Annotated in this window: 12 protein-coding genes; 6 read left to right on the forward strand and 6 right to left on the reverse strand. The window is 50.0% G+C overall.

Features of this window, described 5'->3' with window-relative positions; genetic code table 11:
* Nucleotides 1–29 precede the first annotated feature (29 nt).
* Nucleotides 30–2,384 (reverse strand): TonB-dependent receptor, encoded by a 2,355-nt coding sequence (locus AC6I7T_RS19150; RefSeq protein ID WP_497789095.1) that lies wholly within the window; start codon nucleotides 2,382–2,384, stop codon nucleotides 30–32.
* Between the two features lie 659 nt (nucleotides 2,385–3,043).
* Complete coding sequence (locus AC6I7T_RS19155) at nucleotides 3,044–4,318, reverse strand: hypothetical protein (RefSeq protein ID WP_497789096.1); 1,275 nt, start codon at nucleotides 4,316–4,318, stop codon at nucleotides 3,044–3,046.
* A 443-nt stretch (nucleotides 4,319–4,761) separates the two neighbouring features.
* On the opposite strand from AC6I7T_RS19155, the gene AC6I7T_RS19160 reads away from it, so the two are divergent.
* From AC6I7T_RS19160 to AC6I7T_RS19185, 6 genes are all read left to right on the forward strand, one after another.
* The gene (locus AC6I7T_RS19160; RefSeq protein ID WP_497789098.1) at nucleotides 4,762–8,538 is read left to right on the forward strand and encodes an outer membrane beta-barrel protein; all 3,777 of its coding nucleotides are present in this window, start codon (nucleotides 4,762–4,764) and stop codon (nucleotides 8,536–8,538) included.
* 226 nt (nucleotides 8,539–8,764) lie between these two features.
* Entirely contained in the window at nucleotides 8,765–10,792 is a 2,028-nt protein-coding gene (locus AC6I7T_RS19165) for a tetratricopeptide repeat protein (protein ID WP_497789099.1), read from the forward strand.
* A 62-nt stretch (nucleotides 10,793–10,854) separates the two neighbouring features.
* Nucleotides 10,855–12,627, forward strand: coding sequence for a CRTAC1 family protein (locus AC6I7T_RS19170; protein WP_497789100.1), 1,773 nt, complete (start codon nucleotides 10,855–10,857; stop codon nucleotides 12,625–12,627).
* A gap of 151 nt (nucleotides 12,628–12,778) precedes the next feature.
* Entirely contained in the window at nucleotides 12,779–13,342 is a 564-nt protein-coding gene (locus AC6I7T_RS19175; RefSeq protein ID WP_497789101.1) for a peroxiredoxin family protein, read from the forward strand.
* Nucleotides 13,343–13,360: 18 nt separating this feature from the next.
* The gene (locus tag AC6I7T_RS19180; RefSeq protein WP_497794622.1) at nucleotides 13,361–14,035 is read left to right on the forward strand and encodes a type 1 glutamine amidotransferase; all 675 of its coding nucleotides are present in this window, start codon (nucleotides 13,361–13,363) and stop codon (nucleotides 14,033–14,035) included.
* Nucleotides 14,036–14,317: 282 nt separating this feature from the next.
* Nucleotides 14,318–15,820: a glycoside hydrolase family 43 protein gene (locus AC6I7T_RS19185; RefSeq protein WP_497789102.1), complete on the forward strand. Its 1,503-nt coding sequence runs from the start codon at nucleotides 14,318–14,320 to the stop codon at nucleotides 15,818–15,820.
* Between the two features lie 99 nt (nucleotides 15,821–15,919).
* Here the strand turns inward: AC6I7T_RS19185 and AC6I7T_RS19190 are convergent, their stop codons facing one another.
* From AC6I7T_RS19190 to coaA, 4 genes are all read right to left on the reverse strand, one after another.
* The gene (locus tag AC6I7T_RS19190) at nucleotides 15,920–16,633 is read right to left on the reverse strand and encodes a hypothetical protein (protein ID WP_497789103.1); all 714 of its coding nucleotides are present in this window, start codon (nucleotides 16,631–16,633) and stop codon (nucleotides 15,920–15,922) included.
* A gap of 123 nt (nucleotides 16,634–16,756) precedes the next feature.
* Nucleotides 16,757–18,013: an aminopeptidase gene (locus AC6I7T_RS19195; RefSeq protein ID WP_497789104.1), complete on the reverse strand. Its 1,257-nt coding sequence runs from the start codon at nucleotides 18,011–18,013 to the stop codon at nucleotides 16,757–16,759.
* 166 nt (nucleotides 18,014–18,179) lie between these two features.
* On the reverse strand, nucleotides 18,180–20,228 hold the full coding sequence (locus tag AC6I7T_RS19200; RefSeq protein ID WP_497789105.1) for an NAD(+) synthase: 2,049 nt from the start codon (nucleotides 20,226–20,228) through the stop codon (nucleotides 18,180–18,182).
* 209 nt (nucleotides 20,229–20,437) lie between these two features.
* Complete coding sequence (gene coaA / locus AC6I7T_RS19205) at nucleotides 20,438–21,358, reverse strand: type I pantothenate kinase (protein WP_497789106.1); 921 nt, start codon at nucleotides 21,356–21,358, stop codon at nucleotides 20,438–20,440.
* Nucleotides 21,359–21,759: the final 401 nt, after the last annotated feature.

Below are 21,759 nucleotides of genomic sequence, written 5' to 3' on the forward strand. Positions count from 1 at the left end.
TAATTCATTTCGACTGCATGCAGATTCCGTCACTGCGAACGATGGCTTTGATTGCTAAGCCGGGAAAAAGTATAAGAAAAATTAAAGAAGAAGTTCCTTCCCGGTTCTGGCAGTCGAATACCGTTTGTATAAGGATTGCGTGTATACGAGAGGAATTCAGAATACTCTCTGGCAAGCAAATTGTTTATACCGCCCTCCAGGTGGAAACTGGCTGTGCGATATCCCAGTCTTGTGTTGAAGACAGAATATCCTGCCGTGGACAGTTCCTTTTCATCCAGATCGACATGATCTTGTCGGCCGGTAATAACGGCTGATACCTGAGAGTAGAGATTGCGCCGTTTATAGCGAAGATCAAGTTGCGACTTCATTGGAGGAACTTGAAAAAGGTTACTACTGAAGATGTTGTTCTTCGGTTGAGGAACTTTGGTCCCACGCGTATAAGACAGTGTTCCGAATGCAGTAAGGCCCTTGGCTATGGGTGCATTGCCTGAGAGCTCTCCTCCCCATTGGTATGCCTGCACATTGGTATAGCTCTGTGCCGTTGTGGAGAGGACCCCGGATATCACTTGTTGACGCTGGGCCGCGTACAGGGTGATGTAGTTGTCAAGACGGCTGAAGAATAAGAGCGGGCTTAAGGCGAACCCTTCTCTTCTTGTTGTGACACCTAGATCAAATTCGGTGTTTCGTGGATGCGTCAGAAGCGGATTTCCAACCCAACCGCTCCCTCTTGATGAGTCGCTGAGGAAGAACCGTTCCTGTGGGTCGGCGAAACGAATGTTGCTGCCGATTCCTGTAAAGAAGGATGTTGAGGGAGTCGCTTGCCAGGAGAGCTTTACATTTCCCGAAAGGCCGGAATCATCTGCTGTAGTTGCAGCTGTCCGATGATAAGCCTGGTAGAGTATCGAAGGTGCTTTCGATGCATCTGTATGGGAATGGTCATAGCGGCCTCCACCCGTGAGCAGGAGATTCGTGCCAAAAGCATGACGATAGGAGATGTAACCGCCATGCACGAATTCTGTTACTCCGGGAAGAGAACGAGAGTATGACGTCATCGGCATGCCTTTCATCGACATGATCATGTAACCGTTAGAGTTCCAATGCCGCCGATAAAATTCGTAGCCGATGGTGAATCCCTGTGCGAGATCTGCATCTACACGGATTCCACTTGTAAAAGATACAACCTGTGCGCTCATGGAGAGCGGAAGATTGCCGGAGCTTGAACGAAGACGGTTGTCCATCAGGTGGTTGACTTTGTCGAGATATCCCATCTCATGAATGTCATGTACCCATCCGCGTCTACGCAGATGGTCATAGCGAGCAACGAAGCGGTCGGTGTTATCGAAGATGCCATCCATCATCATATATGGGTAGAGTAGGTTGCCGCTTTGCTGACGTGTGTAGCCGATTTCACCGCGTTGGTCTCGGCCTGGTTCAAAGGCAAGCTTGGTCCATATGCTATGAGTCCGAAAGGCCTGTAGATCCTGATTGTTGTTCCGGTAATTTCCTAGCTCGCTTACTTTCCTGCCATTCCCGTCACGATAAAACTCCGAAGTTCGATACGAATAACCTGCCAGGAAATGAACGCCATTATTCCCGAACTGGACGGTACTGGAGGGATTGTAGTAGCCATAGGAGCCTGTTGCGACATTGGAGCTAAAGAAAAGTCCATTTCCGTCTGGAGCCTTGGTCAGAACTTTAACGTAGCCCCCTAATGCTCCCTGCGTTGAGATATCGAAGGGGCCTTTTACCACATCTACATGGTCTACTTCGGAAAGATCGACATGATAGGCCGCCGGATCCATCTGTCCGGTGCATGCTCCATATAGCCTTGCTCCGTCAAATGTCGTCGCGATGTTGTCATGGAATAAGCCTCGGATCGCGATATCGTTGGCGATACCTGCTTTGCGTACCTTCTGTACCCCCGGAAGCTCGTCCGTTGCATCGCCTAGATCGCGTGCGGCCGATTCGCGGATTTCTCTAGAACTAAGTCCGTCATTGACAGGGCCACTATCGACATTTATCTGCTGGACGATTGACGCAATGCCTAGCACCAAGGTTTGCTTTGTTTGTTCTGTGCCGCCTAGCGTAATGGTTCGAACTAATTCCGAGAAGCCGGCTTGATGGACCGTAAGTGTATAGTGTCCGGCAGACAGATGCTGGAAAGAATAGTGTCCATGAGAGTCTGTTAGAACCGTCCAGCTCTGGTCCTGCTCAACCGAATGAATACTGACAGTTGCTCCTGACAAAAATGCTCCGGAGCGGTCGGAAAGAATACCGCTAATGCTTGCGTTATGTTCGGAGCTTTGTGCGGGCAGGTCAGCCGGGAGTTGGAGAAGACCAGCAAAGATAACGATTGCAGACACGAGTCTGCGAGGGAAACTCATACGTTCTCCTGAGAGGTGCGTTTGGGGATGGACGCATCACTGCGCTGTATAGCTGAGGCTGGAGCCTTCCCGCAAAGATGTAGACCGGGTACAAGAGCTTAAGCAACTTTCGGCCAAGGAAAGCTGCAACTCTCTATTGCTGGCGAGTCTATCCCTATGCGGAAAATATTCCAGTCAGTGCGAGTGCAAGTCTTATGTAAGGGGGGAAGCTGGCGGGCCTCGCTTTTGACGGCAACGGATTTGTGCGATTCGCCATTTCGATTCCGTTTGGACTGCAATAGAAGGATGGCTGATTAACTCAGCAAAGATCCCTCCTGTTGTCGGAACAGCCCACGTCCTGCTATGGGAAAAGGCTGTGGTCCCTGGACGGTAGGGGCACTTTTCCGTTACGGCGCGAAAGTGCGGACTTTGGTCGAGAAGTTGTGCGTACCAGCTGCGGCTCATTGCGCAATGATGCTTCCCGTGTCGACGACAACAAGGTGGCAAACTGGCTTCTCCGTCGCCGTCACGCAGAAATAGCGGAGCGATAGCTGGGAGGCTGACGATAGCCAGCAACAGGATGGAGAGTAGCTTACGCAATGGTGTACTTGATTTCGGTTGAGGGGAGTTGCCGAAAACAGACCGTGGCGACTCTATGTCTTTAAATATCTCATAGGTTTTTACCAGAAACGAGTGGCCAGGATCGCGGGATGCCCGGTCTCCCCACGAATCACGTCGGTCGAAATCACGACCTCCAGGTTTTTGTGAGCCAGACCGCCAGAGGTCAAGGAGTCAAGTTTCTTCATCTCTTGGGGGTTTGTGACAAACTCTCCTGCCGCAAGGGTCCCGAAGACAGAAAGCCCTGCAATCGTGACTACCATCTGATCCGTTTTGGGATCTGTGACTCTGACGATTAATGCGTAATCCTTCGACACCTCCAGATAAGGCATCGAATAGTTTAAGGACCAATCATTATTATTAGGATGTTCATGGTCGCGAATGGTTACTACCCAGGGGCTCGTGCGTTCTACCGAGAAACGTAGATTGTTTACCAGCCGCTCAGTCCAATCGTTATTCATTAAGCCGATGAGTACCGCAGGTCCATTCTGCAGATCGGTAAAGGTTGTGCGCGATTGTGACTCGATACGGTAAGATCTTTGATTCGCCTGCATCAGCCCAGCAATTTTTGCCAGAGTGATTGCGTCGTCCATCAAGATGATTTGATTGTCGAGACTGTGGTAATCCGCCAAGTTAATAGGTGTTTTGCTTATTAGCGGATCTGCGACGCTCTGGCGAGCTCCAGCTACATTGCCTACGCACAACAGTACTTGTCCGTGGGCGTCCAAGACCGGTTGCCAGAAGCTTTTCAACGGTTCGTATTTTTGCTGCTCTATATATAAGGTTAATCCTCCACCGATCACAAGCAGCATGAGTGCTAAAGAGATCAGCCAACGCCATTTGTGATGTTTCGGTGTGCTAAGCAGGCGTGGGCGGAACGGAATTTGCTCGCAGTTTGTTTCCTGTGGCCAGATTGGAAAGAGCGTTTCGGATCCGGATTCCCGGAATTGGGGGACATAGGATCCGGGCTGCAAATCTATCTTGAGCTCTGAGGAGGTACTTTCCCCTTGATAGTATTGTGCCAATCTTTTCCGTACTTCAGCAACCGCGCTACGAACGGCGTGATCGGTTGAAGTGTCGTAGTCGGCAGCCCGACCGAAGACTTCAACTCCAATTGTTCGTTCTTTTAAGAGACCTTCGTTGCCGTCCAGTGCGCGTTCAACAATGAATCTCAACACGGCAGCATAGCGTTTACTGTTTCGAAAAGCCGGACTGGAAAGAATTCGTTCGAGCTGGTCGCGTACTGTTTGCCGCTCCTCCTCACAGCAAGGAACAAAAGCCGCTTGTCTCGTATGTGGTGTTGCTGAAACTTCCTGTATCGTGTGACTTTCTCTCATACGCTACACCTTCCAGCCTCGGAGGAGAGTCTATTGTTTCCGGTAGTGAATAGGCAAGAGATTAGTCCCTGGGAAATGTTTACAGGTAAATCTGTTAAATAGCGGTCATACATAATTCCTAAACGGGCATCGACTGTCATATGTTGAATTAAAAGGCTTTAGCTGCGTCATATGACAGTCCGTGTCTGCTATGAAAAAGCCCATAAATGATTTTTTGTAGCATCAACAAATCCCTGCTATGAATTTTGGGATTAGTACCGGTTTGGGTATTTGACATCGATGAATAAATCGTTTTTCTAAAGCGCTTTTCTCTTGACATCCATGAATTCGGCTACCTATAGTCCTTGCCGCACACCAATCTGTTCTCTGGGCGTCGGCAGTAGTGTCCCAGAGAAAGTGTGTATCTCAACTTCGGTTAGATAGGTTGCATCAGGAGGCAGTGTGTGACTATAGACAAGCTTTCCAACAAAGTACTCGCTATGCTGCTAGGCAGGCATGCAAGTAGACCTAGAGAAGAGCATTCCGACACTCGATCTCGGCAGTCGGCATTTTGGAGGATGGGGGCGATCGTAGCGGTCTTAGCTATTCTTGGCAGTTCCCATATTCTTCAGGGACAAGTTACGGCTACCCTTACCGGAACGGTTGAAGACCAATCCGGAGGAGTGGTGCCCGGTGCTCAGGTAACTTTGATCAATGAAGCCACCAAGGATAATCGTGTTGTTACGACCAATGATGTCGGGAGCTACACCTTCACCGCGGTGTTTCCAGGTGCTTACAGTGTCAAAGTAGAAGCGAAAAACTTCGCAGGTAAAGAGCTGACCGGCATCGTTTTGCACGGCGGAGACCAGATCAAGGTTCCGACATTTGTTCTAGCTGTTGGATCCGCAAAGGAGTCTGTAACGGTTCAGACAGCTCCACAAATCATTACCACGGACGGAGGGCAGCGTGCTGCTGTTCTCGAATCGAAGGATATCGAGAATTTGGCTCTTGTAGGCCGTGATACGACAGAGTTGTTGAAAGTGTTACCGGGAGTAACAACAACCTCTGGCGGTCTGACCAACGCCGGATCCAGTTACACCACCGTCAATGTTACGGCCGCTACCAGCGGTCTCGGGAATGGCTTAAGTGTTAACGGTGTGCCGAATCGTGGTGGTTCAGCACTTTTGCTGGACAACGTGAGCATTATCGATCCGGGCAACATGGCAGGTGCTCTAGCGACCATCGATCCTGAAATGACTCAGGAGATGACGGTGCAAGCATCCAACTTCGGTGCCGAAGCTCAGTTTGGACCTGTCGTCATTAGCGCGATTAGCAAATCGGGAGGCGCAAGCTATCACGGTTCTGCCTACTTCTATGCGCGCAACGATGCATTGAACGCCAACGATTGGCAATCCAACAGGCAAAATGTTAAGAAAGCTGGTGCCCACTACTACTACCCAGGAGGAACATTCGGCGGGCCAGTTCCGAAGACCAACAAGAAGCTTCTTTTCTGGGGTGGCTATGAGCGGCTACTCCAAAACCAGGGCAATGCCAATAGTTTGAGATCCTATATTCCAACCCCTGCAATGATGGCCGGGAATTTTACAAGCAGCGATCCTGAGAATGCCAAACTTTGTCCCGGTGGCTTCTCTTCTACAGTATCGGGCAAGTGGTGCAACGATCTGAGTGGAACCATTTTGCCGGATGGAAGCACAGTAACCAACGGTCATATACCTGCGGCATTTCTTGATCCGGGTGCAAAGGCGCTTGCCAGCTTCTGGCCCAAAGCCAATGCCGATCCCAATACTACCCCTGGCGGATACAACTACTATCAGCCGATTATCAACGTCAACAATGGTTGGATCTTCCGCACACGCATGGATTACAACCTGAGTGACAATACAAAGTTCTATGTTTCCTATCAACAGGGCTATACATCTCAGCTTGCACAGGGAAATGGAGCCCATATCTACTGGACTCCGGGAAATTCAATTCCGTATCCTGGTGGCGGCCTGAATAGCATTGTCCGCAGTAAGTCACTAGCTGGACACTTTATTCACATCTTTAACGCTACTACCACGAATGAATTCATCGCTAGCTGGGCTTTTGCTGATCTTCCGACAGGGCCTAACAGCACTACCGCAGCAAATAAGTCCACTCTGAGCTATCCGTCGAGCTACGGATCTGTTTACAACAAGTCAAAGCTGATTCCTTCTTACTCATCGGCTGGCAACTATACCTTCCCTGATTTTTCGCAGGCGGATATCTTTGAACCTGCAGGAAAATACATCGTCCGTAAGGAAGTTCCGGCATTCGTTGACAATCTGACTGTTGCTTGGCGTAACCATACTTTCAAGGCGGGTGGGTTTACTCAAAATACCAGCAACTTGCAAGGCAATTTCAACACGAATTTGAGTGGAAACATCAGCAACTACGGTGGTCAGAAAACGAACATCATCACCAACACCCTGGTCGGTTCTCCACAAAATCCAGTTGCGAACTTCATCATGGGGAACGTGACCGGATATAACGAAAGCGATTCCGCTCCTGTCAGCGACATGGCTTACCAAGTCCTGTCCTTCTATGCGTCGGATTCTTGGAAAGCTATGCCTCGTTTGACACTGGACCTCGGTGCGCGTGTCGAGCATGTCGGACACTGGTATGATCGGCAGGGTACCGGTATGGCAGTCTTCTTCCCTGACAGAGTCGCCTCGGATTATGCCGCCGGCAAAATCAATCCTGGCTTCTACTGGCACGGAATCGATCCTGGAATACCTCTAAGCGGACAACCGAATCGCCTCGCATTTGTGTCTCCACGCTTCGGTCTCTCGTACGATGTTTTTGGAACTGGCAAGACAATGCTTCGCGGTGGTTGGGGCGTTTATCGTTTTATGGGGCAATACAATGACTACTCCGCCGCGTTAACTACGGCGCAGATTGTGCATAACTATAATCTTCCTTCTGACAAGTCGGTGTTGTTGTCCCAAATTGGGCGGTTAACTCCCGCAAAGTGTACCACTCCTCCATGTCAGACAATCACGGGAGGGCAAACAGGACTAAACCCAACGGATTATGGAGTTCCGTTGACCTATGCTTACAACTTCACCGTTGATCAGCAACTGAAGTGGAATACTCTCTTGGAGGTTGCCTACGTAGGTAGCAGCAGCAGCCAGATTAATGACTACAGCGAAACTATTGAGGGCAGCAACTTCACTTCTCTTGCCGATCAGAACAAGGCTCCGCTCGGCGCGTTCTTTAAGCCAGATCCGGTTACTGGTGTCACTGCCCAAAACCCAGAGCAGATTGATACTAATCTCGATGGAACGAAAAACGGCAACAGTGCCTCCGATTACCGGCCTTTTGGATATGCATACGGAACAGCTAACGTAATTGTGCCCAAGTCGCAGAGTTACACAAACTATAATGGCTTGCAGATTAGCTGGATGAAACGAACGGGGAAGCTTATCTACAACGTCAACGGGACCTGGTCCAAAACTTTAGGTACCGGTTTGCAGAAGAATCCGTTCGATATTCACGACAACTACGGTGTGGAAGCTATTGATCGCCCATATGTACTCAATGCCTCCTACATGTATCAAGTCGGGAATGTTTATCACGGCAATCCTATAGTTAAGGGATTGATTAATGGTTGGTCAATCTCGGGTATTTCGACCTGGCAGGCAGGCGGGAACCTGCTCGCTTTACTTGGAAACGGGAAACCCGACTTTGGCATGAGCCTGAGCTATGAGAACATTCCTCAACAATATCTGACTGCGAAATCGGTAAACTCCACTCTCGGTACTAACACCTATTATGGTACGGACGCGACTATAGCAATTCAGCCGGTTCTTACCTGCAACCCTAATAGCGGACTAGCGAAGTATCAACGTGTTCAGCTAAAGTGCTTCGCCGCGCCTGCAATTGGAGCCTATGGTGGGAAGAACTATCCTTATATGAGCATGGGATCTTACTTTAACAATGACCTGGCTCTCCGTAAGGCGTTCAAAGTGCACGAAGGGCACCAGGTTGAGTTCCGTGCCTCCGCCTTCAATTGGCTGAATCACCCATTACCGCAATTTAGTTCTCAAGACCAGATAACCCTCCGGTACCTTGTGGACTACAACACCAAGGCAATGCGCTTGAACACCTCCTCGATCTCAAAGACATGGGGCTTCATGGATTCAAAAACAGCAAACCCATATCAGAGAGTTATCGAGCTGGATGTAAAGTATTCCTTCTAGCGATAAGCCAAACCACCATGCCGGGATGGAGCCAACAAGCTCCATCCCGGCATGTTCTTAGAAGCTCCAGCCGGGCATACTCAAAATAGACAAATTCAAATTGCAGTGGTTCTCCCCTGAAGTGACAGCGTATACTTCCAGCGAATATCCAATGTTGCGGCAAACACCAGTATCCATTTGTTCTATCCAGAGCGTGCTGGGAGTTCTTCTCCTGAGCTGCCTGCCTATGTTTCTTTGTGCGCAACAAAGGGGTGGTCACACAGAAGCGAATAGTACTTCAAATCTGCAGCAGTACTATGATGAGGCACAACGCTTTCAGCAATCGGGCAATCTCGAACAGGCGGCAGAAAAGTACCGCGAATTTTTGGCAGACGTTCTGGGCGAACTGGCGGTTGGCCGTGCGCACCTGGGAAACTACTCCAAAGCTGCTTCGCTTTTCGACGACGCTCTTGCCTTGTCTCCGGATTCTCCGAACCTGCGTATTGCGTATGCACAGGCTGCATTGACTCTTGGGGATATTCCTCATGCAGAGGCATTAGCAAGAAGGTTTATCCACGATTATCCTTCCGATCGCAAAAGACTTGCACAGGCACACCAGATTCTTGGGCAGGCATATAGAAAAAACAGCCGGGATAAGGATGCCAGGAAAGAGTTGGAAGCAGCAGTCGCTCTCGACCCTACTTTTGAGAATGGATACGCCCTCGGTGTCACCTGTCTTGATATCGGAGATGGCGCTTGCGCAACGCAAGTCTTCTCTGAGATGGAGAAGTCATTCGGCGATACACCGGCAATTCACATGTATTTTGGCCGGGCCTATGGCGATTCGGACTTTCAACAGAATGCCATCGCAGAATTTAAGAAAGTAATTCAAAAAGATCCCAAATATCCCGCAGCACATTATTGCTTGGCTGCTACATATATATCGGTTGGAGATGATGCCAAGGTTCAATTGGCGGATGCGGAAGCGGAGCTGAAGAAAGAGCTGGCTATTTCTCCGAACGATTTTCTTACTTACGCTGCTTTGGGCAAAGTGTCGATGATTCAGCACAACTACGCCGAGGCGGAAAAGTATCTAAAGAAGGCCACAGAACTCAATCCCGATAGCCCTGATGCGTTTCTCTATTTGGGGCAGATGTATGTGGATCTGGGGCGCACAGACGATGCAGAAAGTTCTCTTCGGCAGAGTATCCGACTCACAAAGGACGAATCCCGCAATCGCTACCAAGTCCAGAAGGCCCATTATCTGCTTGGCCGAATATTGATGAAGAAGGGGAATCCTCAGGAAGCACATGAGGAGATGCAATCTGCCCAAGCTCTGATGAAGCATGTTCTCTCGCAAGACAGACAGCGTATGGCAGATTTTCTCGATAAGCCTGGTTCGTCGGCAAGTAGGGATCCTCGTTTGGCATTAAAAGCCTCTTCTGCAGATTCCGATGTTTCTTCCGATCCGGAGACGATACAAAAACTGGAAGCCTTTGAGCATCGGGTTACCCCTGCAGTTGCCGATAGCTACAACAACCTAGGGGCGATAGCTGCCATCGCCCAGAATTACCCGGCAGCACTGGAGAGCTTTAAACAGGCCGCACGTTGGAATCCTACTCTTGAAGGACTCGATTACAACTGGGGACGGGCGGCTGTTTCGGCTTCGCGATTCGATGAGGCGGTCCTTCCTTTATCTCGCTACCTTCGTGCTCACCCTAACGACCAGAACATTCGTGCAATGCTAGGGATTAGCCAGTTTACGGCCAAGGACTATGAAGGCTGCATCCGTACCTTACAGGCGGAGGGCTTTTCTCTGAGTTCAGTTCCTCAAGTTGAATATGTCTATGCGTCCTCGCTGGCAAAGACAGGTCAAACGAAGGCCGCTCTCGATCATTTGATGGCTCTGGAGAAAGCTCATCCTGAAATTGGTCAGGTGCATCGGGTGCTCGGCAAGATCTATATAGATCAGGGTGATAACAAGAAGGCGATTGAAGAGTTGGAAAAGGCTGTCCAACTCAGTACCTCCGATGTGGAAGCCCATTATGAATTGGGAAGGGCTCAACTCGGAGATGGAAATATCTCCGCGGCAATTCCCCATCTGGAGACCGCGGCTAAGGCCCTTCCGGGAAAAGACTACATTCACTATCAATTGCAGTCCGCCTATCGAAAGGCCGGCCGAATCGCTGACGCAGATCGAGAACTCGCTATTTATAGGGAGATCAAGAGCCATGAAGCTCCTCAATCGGGCATGGGGGGCCAACAGACTCCATAGAGTTTGTCCTCTGCTGCGGTAGATTATGGCCGATGGCAAAGAGTTTCCAAGAGAGAAGAACGATGAAGGTACCACGCGGATATAGTTGGGGAATAGGTTTCACTGTATTACTTCTTATTTCGTCATTCGCTCTTGGCCAGGGAGCACATTCGGTTGCTCCTCCTCCCCCTCCGGGAGCAAAGTCACAGGTCTGCACCGGTCACAAAGTCCCACAATTTGTGGATGTAACCAGGAAGGCCAAAATCAATTTTGTTCACCTGGCTGCATTGGAAAAGAAATATATCGTGGAGTCGATGAGTGGAGGTGTTCTGCTCCTTGACTATGATCGCGATGGCTGGCTTGATATCTATTTCACCAATGCCCCAACCATTGAGATGGCCTTGAATAAGCAGAAGGCTCGTAGCGCCCTCTACCACAATAATCATGACGGGACCTTTACCGACGTCACCGATAAAGCCGGAGTCGCCCATCCATGTTTTGCTATGGGCGGAGCCGTTGCAGACTATAACAATGATGGCTGGCCGGATATCTATGTGACTTGTTTGGGCGGCAATACTTTGTATCGAAACAACGGAGACGGGACCTTTACCGATGTTACGGAGAAAGCCGGTGTTGCCGATGGCCGTTGGTCGATGGGAGCTGCTTTCGGTGATTATGACGGCGACGGATTTGTAGATCTGATGGTGGCAAATTATGTTGATTTCAAGCTCACAGATCTTCCAGGATTTGGCAAGACACCGACCTGTATGTATCGAGGTCTTGATGTGCAATGTGGACCTCGTGGTTTAGGTGGTGCCGGTGATTCTCTATTTCATAACAATGGTGATGGAACCTTCACCGATGTGACGAAATCTGCTGGGGTGGAAGATTTTAGCGGATACTACGGGTTAAGTGTTGCATGGGTTGATTTCAACAATACAGGCAAGCCGGACATCTTTGTTGCGAATGATTCAACTCCGAATTTCTTGTACCGGAATAATGGTGTTGGGAAGTTCACCGATATAGGCCTTGAATCCGGTACGGCTGTAAGCGATCAAGGTGCAGAACAGGCCTCTATGGGTGTAGCCATAGGGGATTACGATCATTCCGGGCGCATGTCGATTTTTATCACCGATTTTGCGGATGAGAACAATGCACTCTATCGCAACGATGGTGATTGGAATTTTACAGATGTTTCCTATAAGTCAGGTGCAGCGTTTGCTTCGTTACCTTGGGTCAAATGGGGCAATGCTTTTATCGATGCAGATAACGATGGCTGGCTCGATCTGATTTCCGTCAGTGGGCAAGTCTATCCTCAGGTGGATAAATTGCCAACCGGTGCACGCTATCGGCAGCCCAAAAACCTAATGATGAACAATGGGAATGGTAGCTTTTGCGATGCCAGTGCGCAGGCTGGACCCGCATTGACGGAACCTCGGGTAAGCCGTGGACTAGCGGTTGGGGATCTGGATAACGATGGCAATGTGGACGTTGTCATTAACGATATCGATGGAGAGCCGATGGTTCTTCACAATAACGGCGTTCCTGGAAAACATTGGGTAAGCTTCGAATTGGCTGGAACCAAAAGCAATCGCATGGCTATCGGAGCCCGAGTAAAAATCTCTGCCGGTGGAATGACTCAGACGGATGAGGTCCGTAGTGGCGGTAGCTATCTCTCACAGAGCGATTTTCGCGTGCACTTTGGTCTATCCGAGGCAAAGAAGATCGATTGGGTAGAAATTCGTTGGCCCTCCGGCAAATCCGAGAAGCTTCTGAATCTTGATGCCGATCATTTCTACTCAGTGTTGGAAGGATCGGGCATTGTCGATGCCGCGAAGATACGCCCATCGAAATAGATCTGCTCTTTTGATGACTACTACCGTACGCAGATTCCTGTGACAAAAGTCATCGAGCAATACTCGTGTGACACGATATATATCGACTGACAGCAAAATACGCAATTCTCTCATCTCAACCAGTAAATGCAAATCCACAAGGAGAAGTGTCGTGTCACAAGCAGAAATTGCTGCAGGTGCGCTTGCGCCTATTGATAGAGCTCCATCTAAAGGACATTGCCTGAGAGATTTCGAATTGAGTTCTCTTAACGGCGAGAGGATTTGCTTATCGAATTACAGAGGAAAGCTCAACCTTGTGCTGATCCTTGCCGATCAGCGAGAGGAAACAACCGGCCTGCTTATGGACATAGCGTCTCAGTATGACAAGATTAAAAGTCTGGAAGCAGAGGTGCTGGTGCTTACTCGCGCTTCTCTGAATCAAGTTGGTGAACTGAAGGCAGTACATGATTTGCCATTTCCGATTCTAGTGGATGTGGATGGACGTTTGCATCGGGCGCTGGGTGCTGTTGCCTCGGACGGTCTTGCTGCAGCGGCAGTGTATATTACTGACAAGTTTGCGGAAATCTTCGGCTGCTATCGGAGTCGCGATGGTCAGCGATTACCTACCATGCTTGATATCTTGAGTTGGCTCGAGTTTATTAACAATCAGTGTCCGGAATGCGAGCCTCCGGAGTGGCCAGTAGATGGGACGCTAGATTCTGAACAGAGTGAGTGAGGAAAGAGCACACGAGTGATGAAGTCTACATGGTTTGTACTTCAACATGTCTCCTGGGAAGGTCCTGGATTGATTGCAACCGAAGCGAAGGCACGTGGCCAGGAGATTCAGGTCATCAAGGTGCAGGAGGATACACAGCTTCCTACTTCGGATGCCGTCAAGGGGCTGATAGTCATGGGTGGGCCGATGGGTGTTTATGAAGAGTCGGAATACCCCTTCCTTACAAAAGAATCTCGATTGATAGCTGAGGTCGTACAGCTTCAGCGCCCGGTGTTGGGAGTTTGCCTTGGCTCGCAGTTACTTGCCAATGCTCTTGGGGGCAAGGTCTTTCCTGGCCCTCAGTCTGAAATTGGTTTTGGAGCCATCGAGCTGACAACTGCCGGAAAACAAGATCCTCTATTTAGTGGATTGGCATCTTCGGTTCCGGTATTTCATTGGCATGGCGATACCTTTGATTTGCCGATAGGGGCGACGCTGTTAGGGTCGAGCGAATTGTATCCGCATCAGGCTTTCCGTTTTGGCCGCTGCGTCTATGGACTGCAGTTTCACGTTGAGCCTAGTTCCAGTACCTGGAGGGAATGGCAGGAACATCTTCCTGAAGGTTTGCTCAGCGGACAGGAGCAGCAACGCATACAAATAGAAGAAGCCGGCAAAAAGATGCTTGCGAACTTCTTCGATATTGCTTTGCGGTAAGTAATACAGACCATGAAGAGCGGAAGCACGAACTACCTGATTGAGCCCAAACACCTGAGAAACTTGTTTGGGCTCTCAAGGGATGCGGGTCACTCGATTCAAGCATCTCGACTGAAAAAGGCGTAAATCGTATTTCGGCATAAGATTATCTCGTTCTAGAATTGCAGGTTCTTACTAAGACGATTTACTACTATGCCGAAATTCAAGTATATGTTCAGGGCAAACTGGAAGACCCTACTTTCCGTTTTGGCTTTGTTTTTGGCCAGAGAGATGCCGTTCTGTATGGCTCAGTCAGATCTGGGAAATGGAAGTTTTAGGAATCCGGTTCTTTATGCGGATTATTCCGATCCCGATGTGATCAGGGTAAAGAACGACTATTTTCTAGTGGCGTCCAGCTTTCACTATATGCCGGGATTGCCCATCCTGAAGTCTCATGATCTTGTGAACTGGACCATCATTGGCCATGTCTTTCCCCGATTGGATTTGAGTCCTGCCTATAACCTGGAAGGCGGAGATCGTTATGGCCGTGGCGCATGGGCTCCGGCAATTCGCTATCACGAGGGAAAGTTCTTTGTATATTTTCCCACTCCAGATGAAGGCATCTTTTTGAGTACGGCCGATTCCCCCTCAGGGCCGTGGAGCAAACCTGTTGCGGTGATTGCAAAATCCGGTCTGGAGGATCCTTGTCCTTTTTGGGATGACGATGGAAGCGCATATCTTATACATTCTCGAACTGGAGCGGGGCCTCTGATCTTGCACAAAATGGCTCCCGATGGAAAGTCCGTATTGGACGAGGGCAAGATCATTGTCGAATCGAAGAGCCTGCCAGTTCTGGAAGGGCCTAAGTTATATAAACGTGACGGTTACTATTACATATTTGCTCCATATGGAGGCGTGTCGAATGGTCCGCAGGCAGTTCTTCGGTCAAAGAGTATCTATGGTCCATACGAATTCCGAACTGTTCTTTCTCAAGGGAGCACGGATGTAAATGGGCCGCATCAAGGCGGGTATGTAGAGACACCGAATGGTGAGGGATGGTTTTTCCATTTCCATTTTGCAGGCGCGTATGGTCGTATCGGATATCTGGAGCCAGTGAAATGGGTTGATGGCTGGCCTGTTGTCGGCAAATTTTCAGCGGGGAGTACCAGCGGAGAACCAGCTACAGAATGGAAGAAGCCCGATGTCGGCAAAGCCTATCCCATTCATGTTCCTCAGACCTCGGATGAATTCAAGACAAAGGTTCTCGGGCCGCAATGGGAATGGAATCATAATCCCGAGAACACCTATTGGTCACTTTCGGAGCGACCAGGATTTCTCCGTTTGAAGGCATTGCCTGCTCCTGATCTTGTTCATGCAAGAAACACTCTTACACAAATGATGCAGAACCCAGCCTTCGACTTGACTGTGGGTTTGGATGTACGGGGAATGCAAAATGGCCAACGCATCGGGTTATCTATCTTTTCCGATAAAGCCAGCTGGATTGGGGTAGTTCAGGCAGAAGGGAAGAGGTCGCTGGTGTACTCTGCTTCAAATGCAGAAGCCTCAGGGCCTGCGCTCAAAACTAGCGATCTTCAATTGCGCGTGCATGTAGAGCATCAGACAGCTATTTATTCCTATAGCTCTGACGGTGGAAAATCCTTTGAGCATCTTGGTCAGACCACGCCAATCTTCTATAGCTGGTGGAAAGCTGCACGCCCTGCTCTCTTCAGCTTCAATACCGATCTGAAGACAGAAGCACCAGGGTTCGTCGATGTAGATTGGGTATATTACGAACCTTCCAATTGAAGATAGATATCAACGCTGAAATTGAAAGTGCCCGGTCTTTCGCCAAGAGAGCCGGGCACTTTCTTTTGTTCTCAATTATTCATTACGGGGTTTATGAAATCAGTCTGCTACCATCCACTCTCCCGCTAATATGGGGCGAGTACGTGGCAATGCTCCTCGGGAGGATGCAAAGCTGAGACTTACGAGTATGCCTACGTAAATGATTAGCTTCACAATGTCGGTAGTGTGATTTTTGGGCAATACCTGCCAGAGGACAAGAAGAATTGTCTGAGCACTTGTTATCGACCAAACAGCACCGTAAAAATAGCGCCGTTCAATTCCTTCGCCACGAGTGGTCTTTCGTACCCGAGGCAAAACTCCCATCGCTCCTAAGAGCAGAATGCACAGGCAGACAGGGAAGTATCCATAGTTATAGACCTGCTTCAGCATCCACACTCCTGTCGTCACTGCAATAACCAATCCTGCCAAGTTCAGCAGCATGAAGGAGAGTAATGCATTCCAGGCGAAGGTGTAACAGATCTTCCTATAGAGAGGATTTGGTCTGGATTCGTCAAATCTCAAAATATAAGGGCGTGGTTCTACTCCCGGCAACTGCCCGTAGCATCCTGCGATTCCGGTGCATGCCATTACAATCAGGAGCCATATGAAATTAGGACCATGGAAGCCAGTTGCAAAGAGAGAAAAGGTCAGTGGGCCTGGCGCTAAAAAGAAGACCCAGATCCAGATTGGCCAGTGAGCTACGCGGTAATAACCCTTGTTACGTTCACGAATTTTGCGCTGATGCGCATACTCAATTTTGCCTCGGTATGCCATATGTGAAAGTCTCTCAGCGCAGAGGCATGACGTCAAAGGCAAAATGACTTGCCATAACGTTTAAGGCCCGCCAGGTTGCGGGCCTTAAAGGATGTTTGATACTGCAAATCGAAGGGTAGGTCTCTACACCCACTCTCCCTGGCGCATCAGTGGTTCTACCGTTCCTGTGGCGGTGACCCCGTCGATATCGAGCTTATTCGATCCGATCATCCAATCTACATGGATCAGGCTATCGTTCGCGCCCTTCGCTGCTAATTCTTCTGAGGTGAGTTTCTCCCCATCACGCAGACAGGAGCTATAGGCTTGGCCTAAAGCGATGTGGCTAGCTGCGTTCTCATCGAATAGCGTATTGAAGAAGAGCAGTCCACTGCTGGCGATTGGCGAAGAGTAGGGAACCAGTGCAACCTCTCCGAGTCTCCGGGCTCCGTCGTCCGTCTCGATGAGCTTTTGGAGAACTTCCTGGCCCTTGGTCGCATGTGCTTCCACAATGCGTCCGCCTTCAAAACGTACCTGAATTCCCTCGATCATGGTGCCCTGATGTGAAAGAGGTTTTGTGGCGGTGACCGTTCCTTCAGCCCGATCTTTATGCGGAGTTGTAAAGACCTCTTCCGTTGGCATGTTGGGGATGCAATACAGGCCATTACCGGCCGTTGTGCCGCCACCCAGCCATAGATGGTCATCGGCTAAGCCAAGACGGAAATCGGTTCCCGGCCCCCGGTACTGTAGCTCTGAGTAGCGCTTTTCATTCAGATAATCGGCACGTTTATGTAAGTTGGCATCGTGTGCCTTCCAGGCGGAAACAGGATCTTCTACATCGATACGTGAAGTCTTGAAGATCGCATCCCACAGCTTGGCTAATGCGATTTCCTGTTTGTCTTCGGGGAACATGGCCGCTGCCCATGCAGGAGTAGCGCTGGCAACGATTGTCCAGTTAATTTCGTGGCGGGTGATTAACTCCAATGCGGGACGATAAGCCTTGGACACCGCCCGATTGGCGCGGCTTACCTTTTCCGGATCTTCATTTGACAGCAGGGAAGGATTGGCACCTGTGACGGCCAATCTTGCGGCGCCCTTCTTGAAAGCCTTCCCCAAACCTTCGTATAGCCATGCTGCAGCATGATCAAAGCTCTCATCCGGAGCGAAACGATAACGCATCAAAGCCGATTCGTCGTCGCTGAAGAGGGTTGTAACCAGGGAAGCTCCCGCTTTGTAGGCATGTTCGGTGATTCGACGTGCAAGCGGCAGGGCATCGAGCGATGCGGTCATTACCAGCTCTTGCCCGCGTTCCAGGCCCAGGCCTACTTTGATGGCAACTTCGGCCAGGCGATCCAATCTCTGTTCATGCGTGAGCTGTTCACTTGTGAGCGCGGCTGTAGTCATATCTTTAGTTTATTCCGAAGCCTGAATTATGAAATTGGGAGAATCCAACTCCCTTTCATACGATGCACTTTGGGGGCTTCCCCGCATAGATTGTGGACTTGCCCAGCGTAAAGAAGAGCGGAATTTTGCTCTAAATGAGGCGGAAAGAATGGCCATTCTTTCCGCCTCAGCGGATCTCTTCCGGCACATCCCGTTCCAATTCTTCAAGCCAAATCTTGGCATTTCCATCGGATGGGGCTCGCCAATCGCCTCTGGGCGAAAGGCTTCCTCCGTCAGTGACTTTGGGCCCGTTCGGCATTGCTGAACGTTTGAACTGGCTGGTGGTGAAGAAGCGATAAAGAAACACTCGCAGCCAATGCCGGATCTCTGCCAGCGTGTAGGAACGCTGCTTTTCTGCCGGAAAACCTGTCGGCCAGCTTCCCTGGTTTACATCGCGCCAGGCATGAAATGCCAGGAAGGCAATCCGGGAAGGGCGAAAGCCATAACGCAGCGTGTAAAACAGATGGAAGTCCTGCAGATCATAGGGCCCGATGATGGCCTCTGTGCTTTGGATTTCACCATCACTATCAGCCGGAACTAGCTCAGGGGAGATTTCAGTAGCCAGAATGGAGTCCAAGGTTTCGAGTACGGAAGCTTCAAATTGCTTCGAACTGATTGCCCAGCGAATCAGGTGTTGGATAAGAGTCTTCGGCACTCCTGCATTTACGTGGTAGTGCGACATCTGGTCGCCTACACCGTAGGTGCACCATCCCAATCCCAGCTCCGAGAGGTCGCTGGTTCCCACCACAATGCCATTTTCGTGATTTGCTAAGCGGAAGAGGTAGTCGGCGCGCAATCCTGCCTGCACATTTTCGAAGGTCACATCGTAGACCTTTTCTCCTCTTCCGAAGGGATGTCCCAGGTCCTTGAGCATCTGTAATGCTTCAGGTCGAATGTCGATCTCTCTGTGCGTTGCTCCCAGGGAGGAGATTAAACGCATGGCGTTGGCCTTCGTTGTTTCTCCTGTTCCGAAGCCGGGGAGCGTGACCGCGACGATGCTCTCGCGGGAGAGTCCCAGACGGTCTACGGTCTTTCCTGCAATGATCAACGCCTGGGTCGAGTCCAAGCCGCCGGAGACGCCAATGATCAATTTCTTGATGCCGGTTGCCGATAGACGTTGCGTCAGTCCCGCCACCTGTATGTTGTAGGCCTCATAGCAGTCTTGTGAGAGGCGCTCCGGGTTTGCGGGAACAAAGGGAAATCGTTCGACGGTGCGCTGAAAGCCGATGTCTTCATACCGCGGTTCCAGACGGAAATTCACTGTCCGGAAGCTGTTGGTTTGGGCCTCATGGACACGCCGATTATCGTCGAACGTCCCCATACGCATTCTTTCCTGACGAATTCGGTCCAGGTCGATGTCCGCCACTACAATCTGGTTTTCATTCGAAAAGCGGCTGCCTTCTGCCAACAACGTGCCGCTTTCGAAGATGACACATTGTCCATCCCAGGCGACCTCTGTTGTGGATTCGCCAGCACCGGCGGCTGCATACAGATAAGCACTCAGACACCGTGCAGATTGGGATCGGCAGAGAAGACGTCGCGTATCGGCACGTCCGATTGTGATCGGACTTCCGGAGCTGTTGGCCAGCACTGTGGCACCTGCCAGAGCTGCTTCAGAACTCGGCGGGATAGGAACCCAGAAGTCTTCGCAAATTTCTACGTGCAGACGAAAGCCGGGCAGATCCTCGGCTGCAAAGATTAGCTTTGATCCAAACGGGGCTTCGATACCCCCTACAGAAATAGTCCCCTCTGCGTTATCTCCCGAAGCCAGTTGCCTGCGTTCGTAGAACTCGCGATAGGTGGGTAAATAGGTCTTTGGAACCACACCCAAAAGCTTGCCTCTGTGGATGACCAGCGCAGTGTTATAAATCCTGCCTGCATAACGAAGCGGAGCGCCAATTACCAGAACAGGACGGAGCTCTTTTGTGGCTGACAAAAGATTCGTGATCGTGTGCTCGACCGATTCGAGCAAGGTGTCCTGCAAAAGCAGATCTTCGATCGCATAGCCAGAAAGAGCCAATTCCGGGAAGATTGCCAAGGCAACTCCCTGTGCATCGCAGGCACGTGCCACCTCAAGGATCGATTTGGCGTTCTCCGGTGGGTTGGCAATGCTGCACCTGCTCGTGCATGTGGCCACTCTGGCAAAGCCCTGATGATAGATCGAAGCAAAATTCATAGTTTGACGTTCACATCCGTGATGGAATGATCTGCTCTTGTACGATTCAGGCAAGATCTTCTCGAGTTCAGCACCTTTATTGTCGCAAAAGAAAACTCGCCATGTCTTAATGAATTCCCTGAGAGATGGAGCAGATGTTTGGGAAGTCTATTAATTTCAGTAAGTTGTCCTGGCCGTCTGGCCAGGACCTTGAGGCTTTCACTTCTCTGTCAGATCTGACGTAGCTTCACTTCACGGATGGAATGGTCGGATGCTTTGTGCAGTATGAGGTCTGCCCGAAGGCGGGTTGGCTCAATGTTCTCTCTCAGATTAACCAGATTGATTTCATTCCATACCTTTGCTGCAAGCTGTTCCGCTTCATTCTGCGGCAGGTCCTTAAAGCGGTGAAAGAAGGAACGGGGTTCTTGTAATGCGGTCTGCTGGAGAAATAGGAAGCGTTCGATATACCAATGCTCGATGTCTGCCTCATCAGCGTCGATGTAGACAGAGAAATCGAAGAAATCCGAAGCTACGACACCTGCTCCTCGCGGGGCCTGGAGAACATTTAGGCCCTCAAAAATAAGGATGTCAGGCCGGCGGATAATCTGGTGCTCATCTTTGAGTACGTCGTAGCTGAGATGTGAATACAAGGGCACCTGAATTTCACTAGCCCCTGTCTTTATCTCGGAGAGAAAGTTTATGAGGCGATGCAGGTCATAGCTCTCCGGAAAGCCCTTGCGCTGCATCAAGTCACGTTCTTCCAATACTGCGTTGGGATAAAGAAACCCATCCGTGGTAACCAGATCGACCTTCGGACGCTCAGGCCAGCGGCTCAATAATGCCTGAAAGACCCTCGCAAACGTGCTTTTGCCGACAGCAACGCTCCCGGAGATCGCTATTACGAAGGGAGTTGGAACTGTTTCCTTCCCTAGAAAAATATCCCGCGTCAAATTGAGATTTCGAGCCGCTTTCATATGCAGATGAAAGAAGCGCGATAGAGGCAGATAGATTTCCTCAACTTCTTTCAGCGAAAGCTGATCGTAGGCACTGCGGAGCATTGCAAGTTCGTTGTCTGAAAGAGATAAAGGAGCGTTTGAGCGTAAGGCCGCCCATTCCTCGCGACGAAAATGCCGAAATAAGTTAGCTGTCATGTCAGCGCGCTAGAGTCATTCCCTATCTAAAGATGCCCGAGGCTGTGAAAGTAGCACATTAATTGATGCCAAACGCTACTGATCGAAACCCTGGGCATGGCAATTGGTGATCGGTACTGAAAATTCGAACCTCTCCAGCATAATGGAATGTCCTGTTGTGCTACAGCGAGTCCCCAATAAGTTTGGGAAGTCTCCGAATATTTTCGGTATCCGGAAGGGGATCGATTGTCATCGAGTTTCTCTGTCTTCTTGAATCTGTTTAGTGCCCGGCGTTCGAACCGGATGGTTGTACAAATATTTGTTCGGGCTCATTCATGAACCAAAAAGTTTTCATTTTTTCGAATTGGTATCAATTACAGATACTTTTAAAATCTGCTTTATTCTTGAAGATTAAGCGAAAA

Source organism: Humiphilus diazotrophicus, from assembly GCF_059726315.1.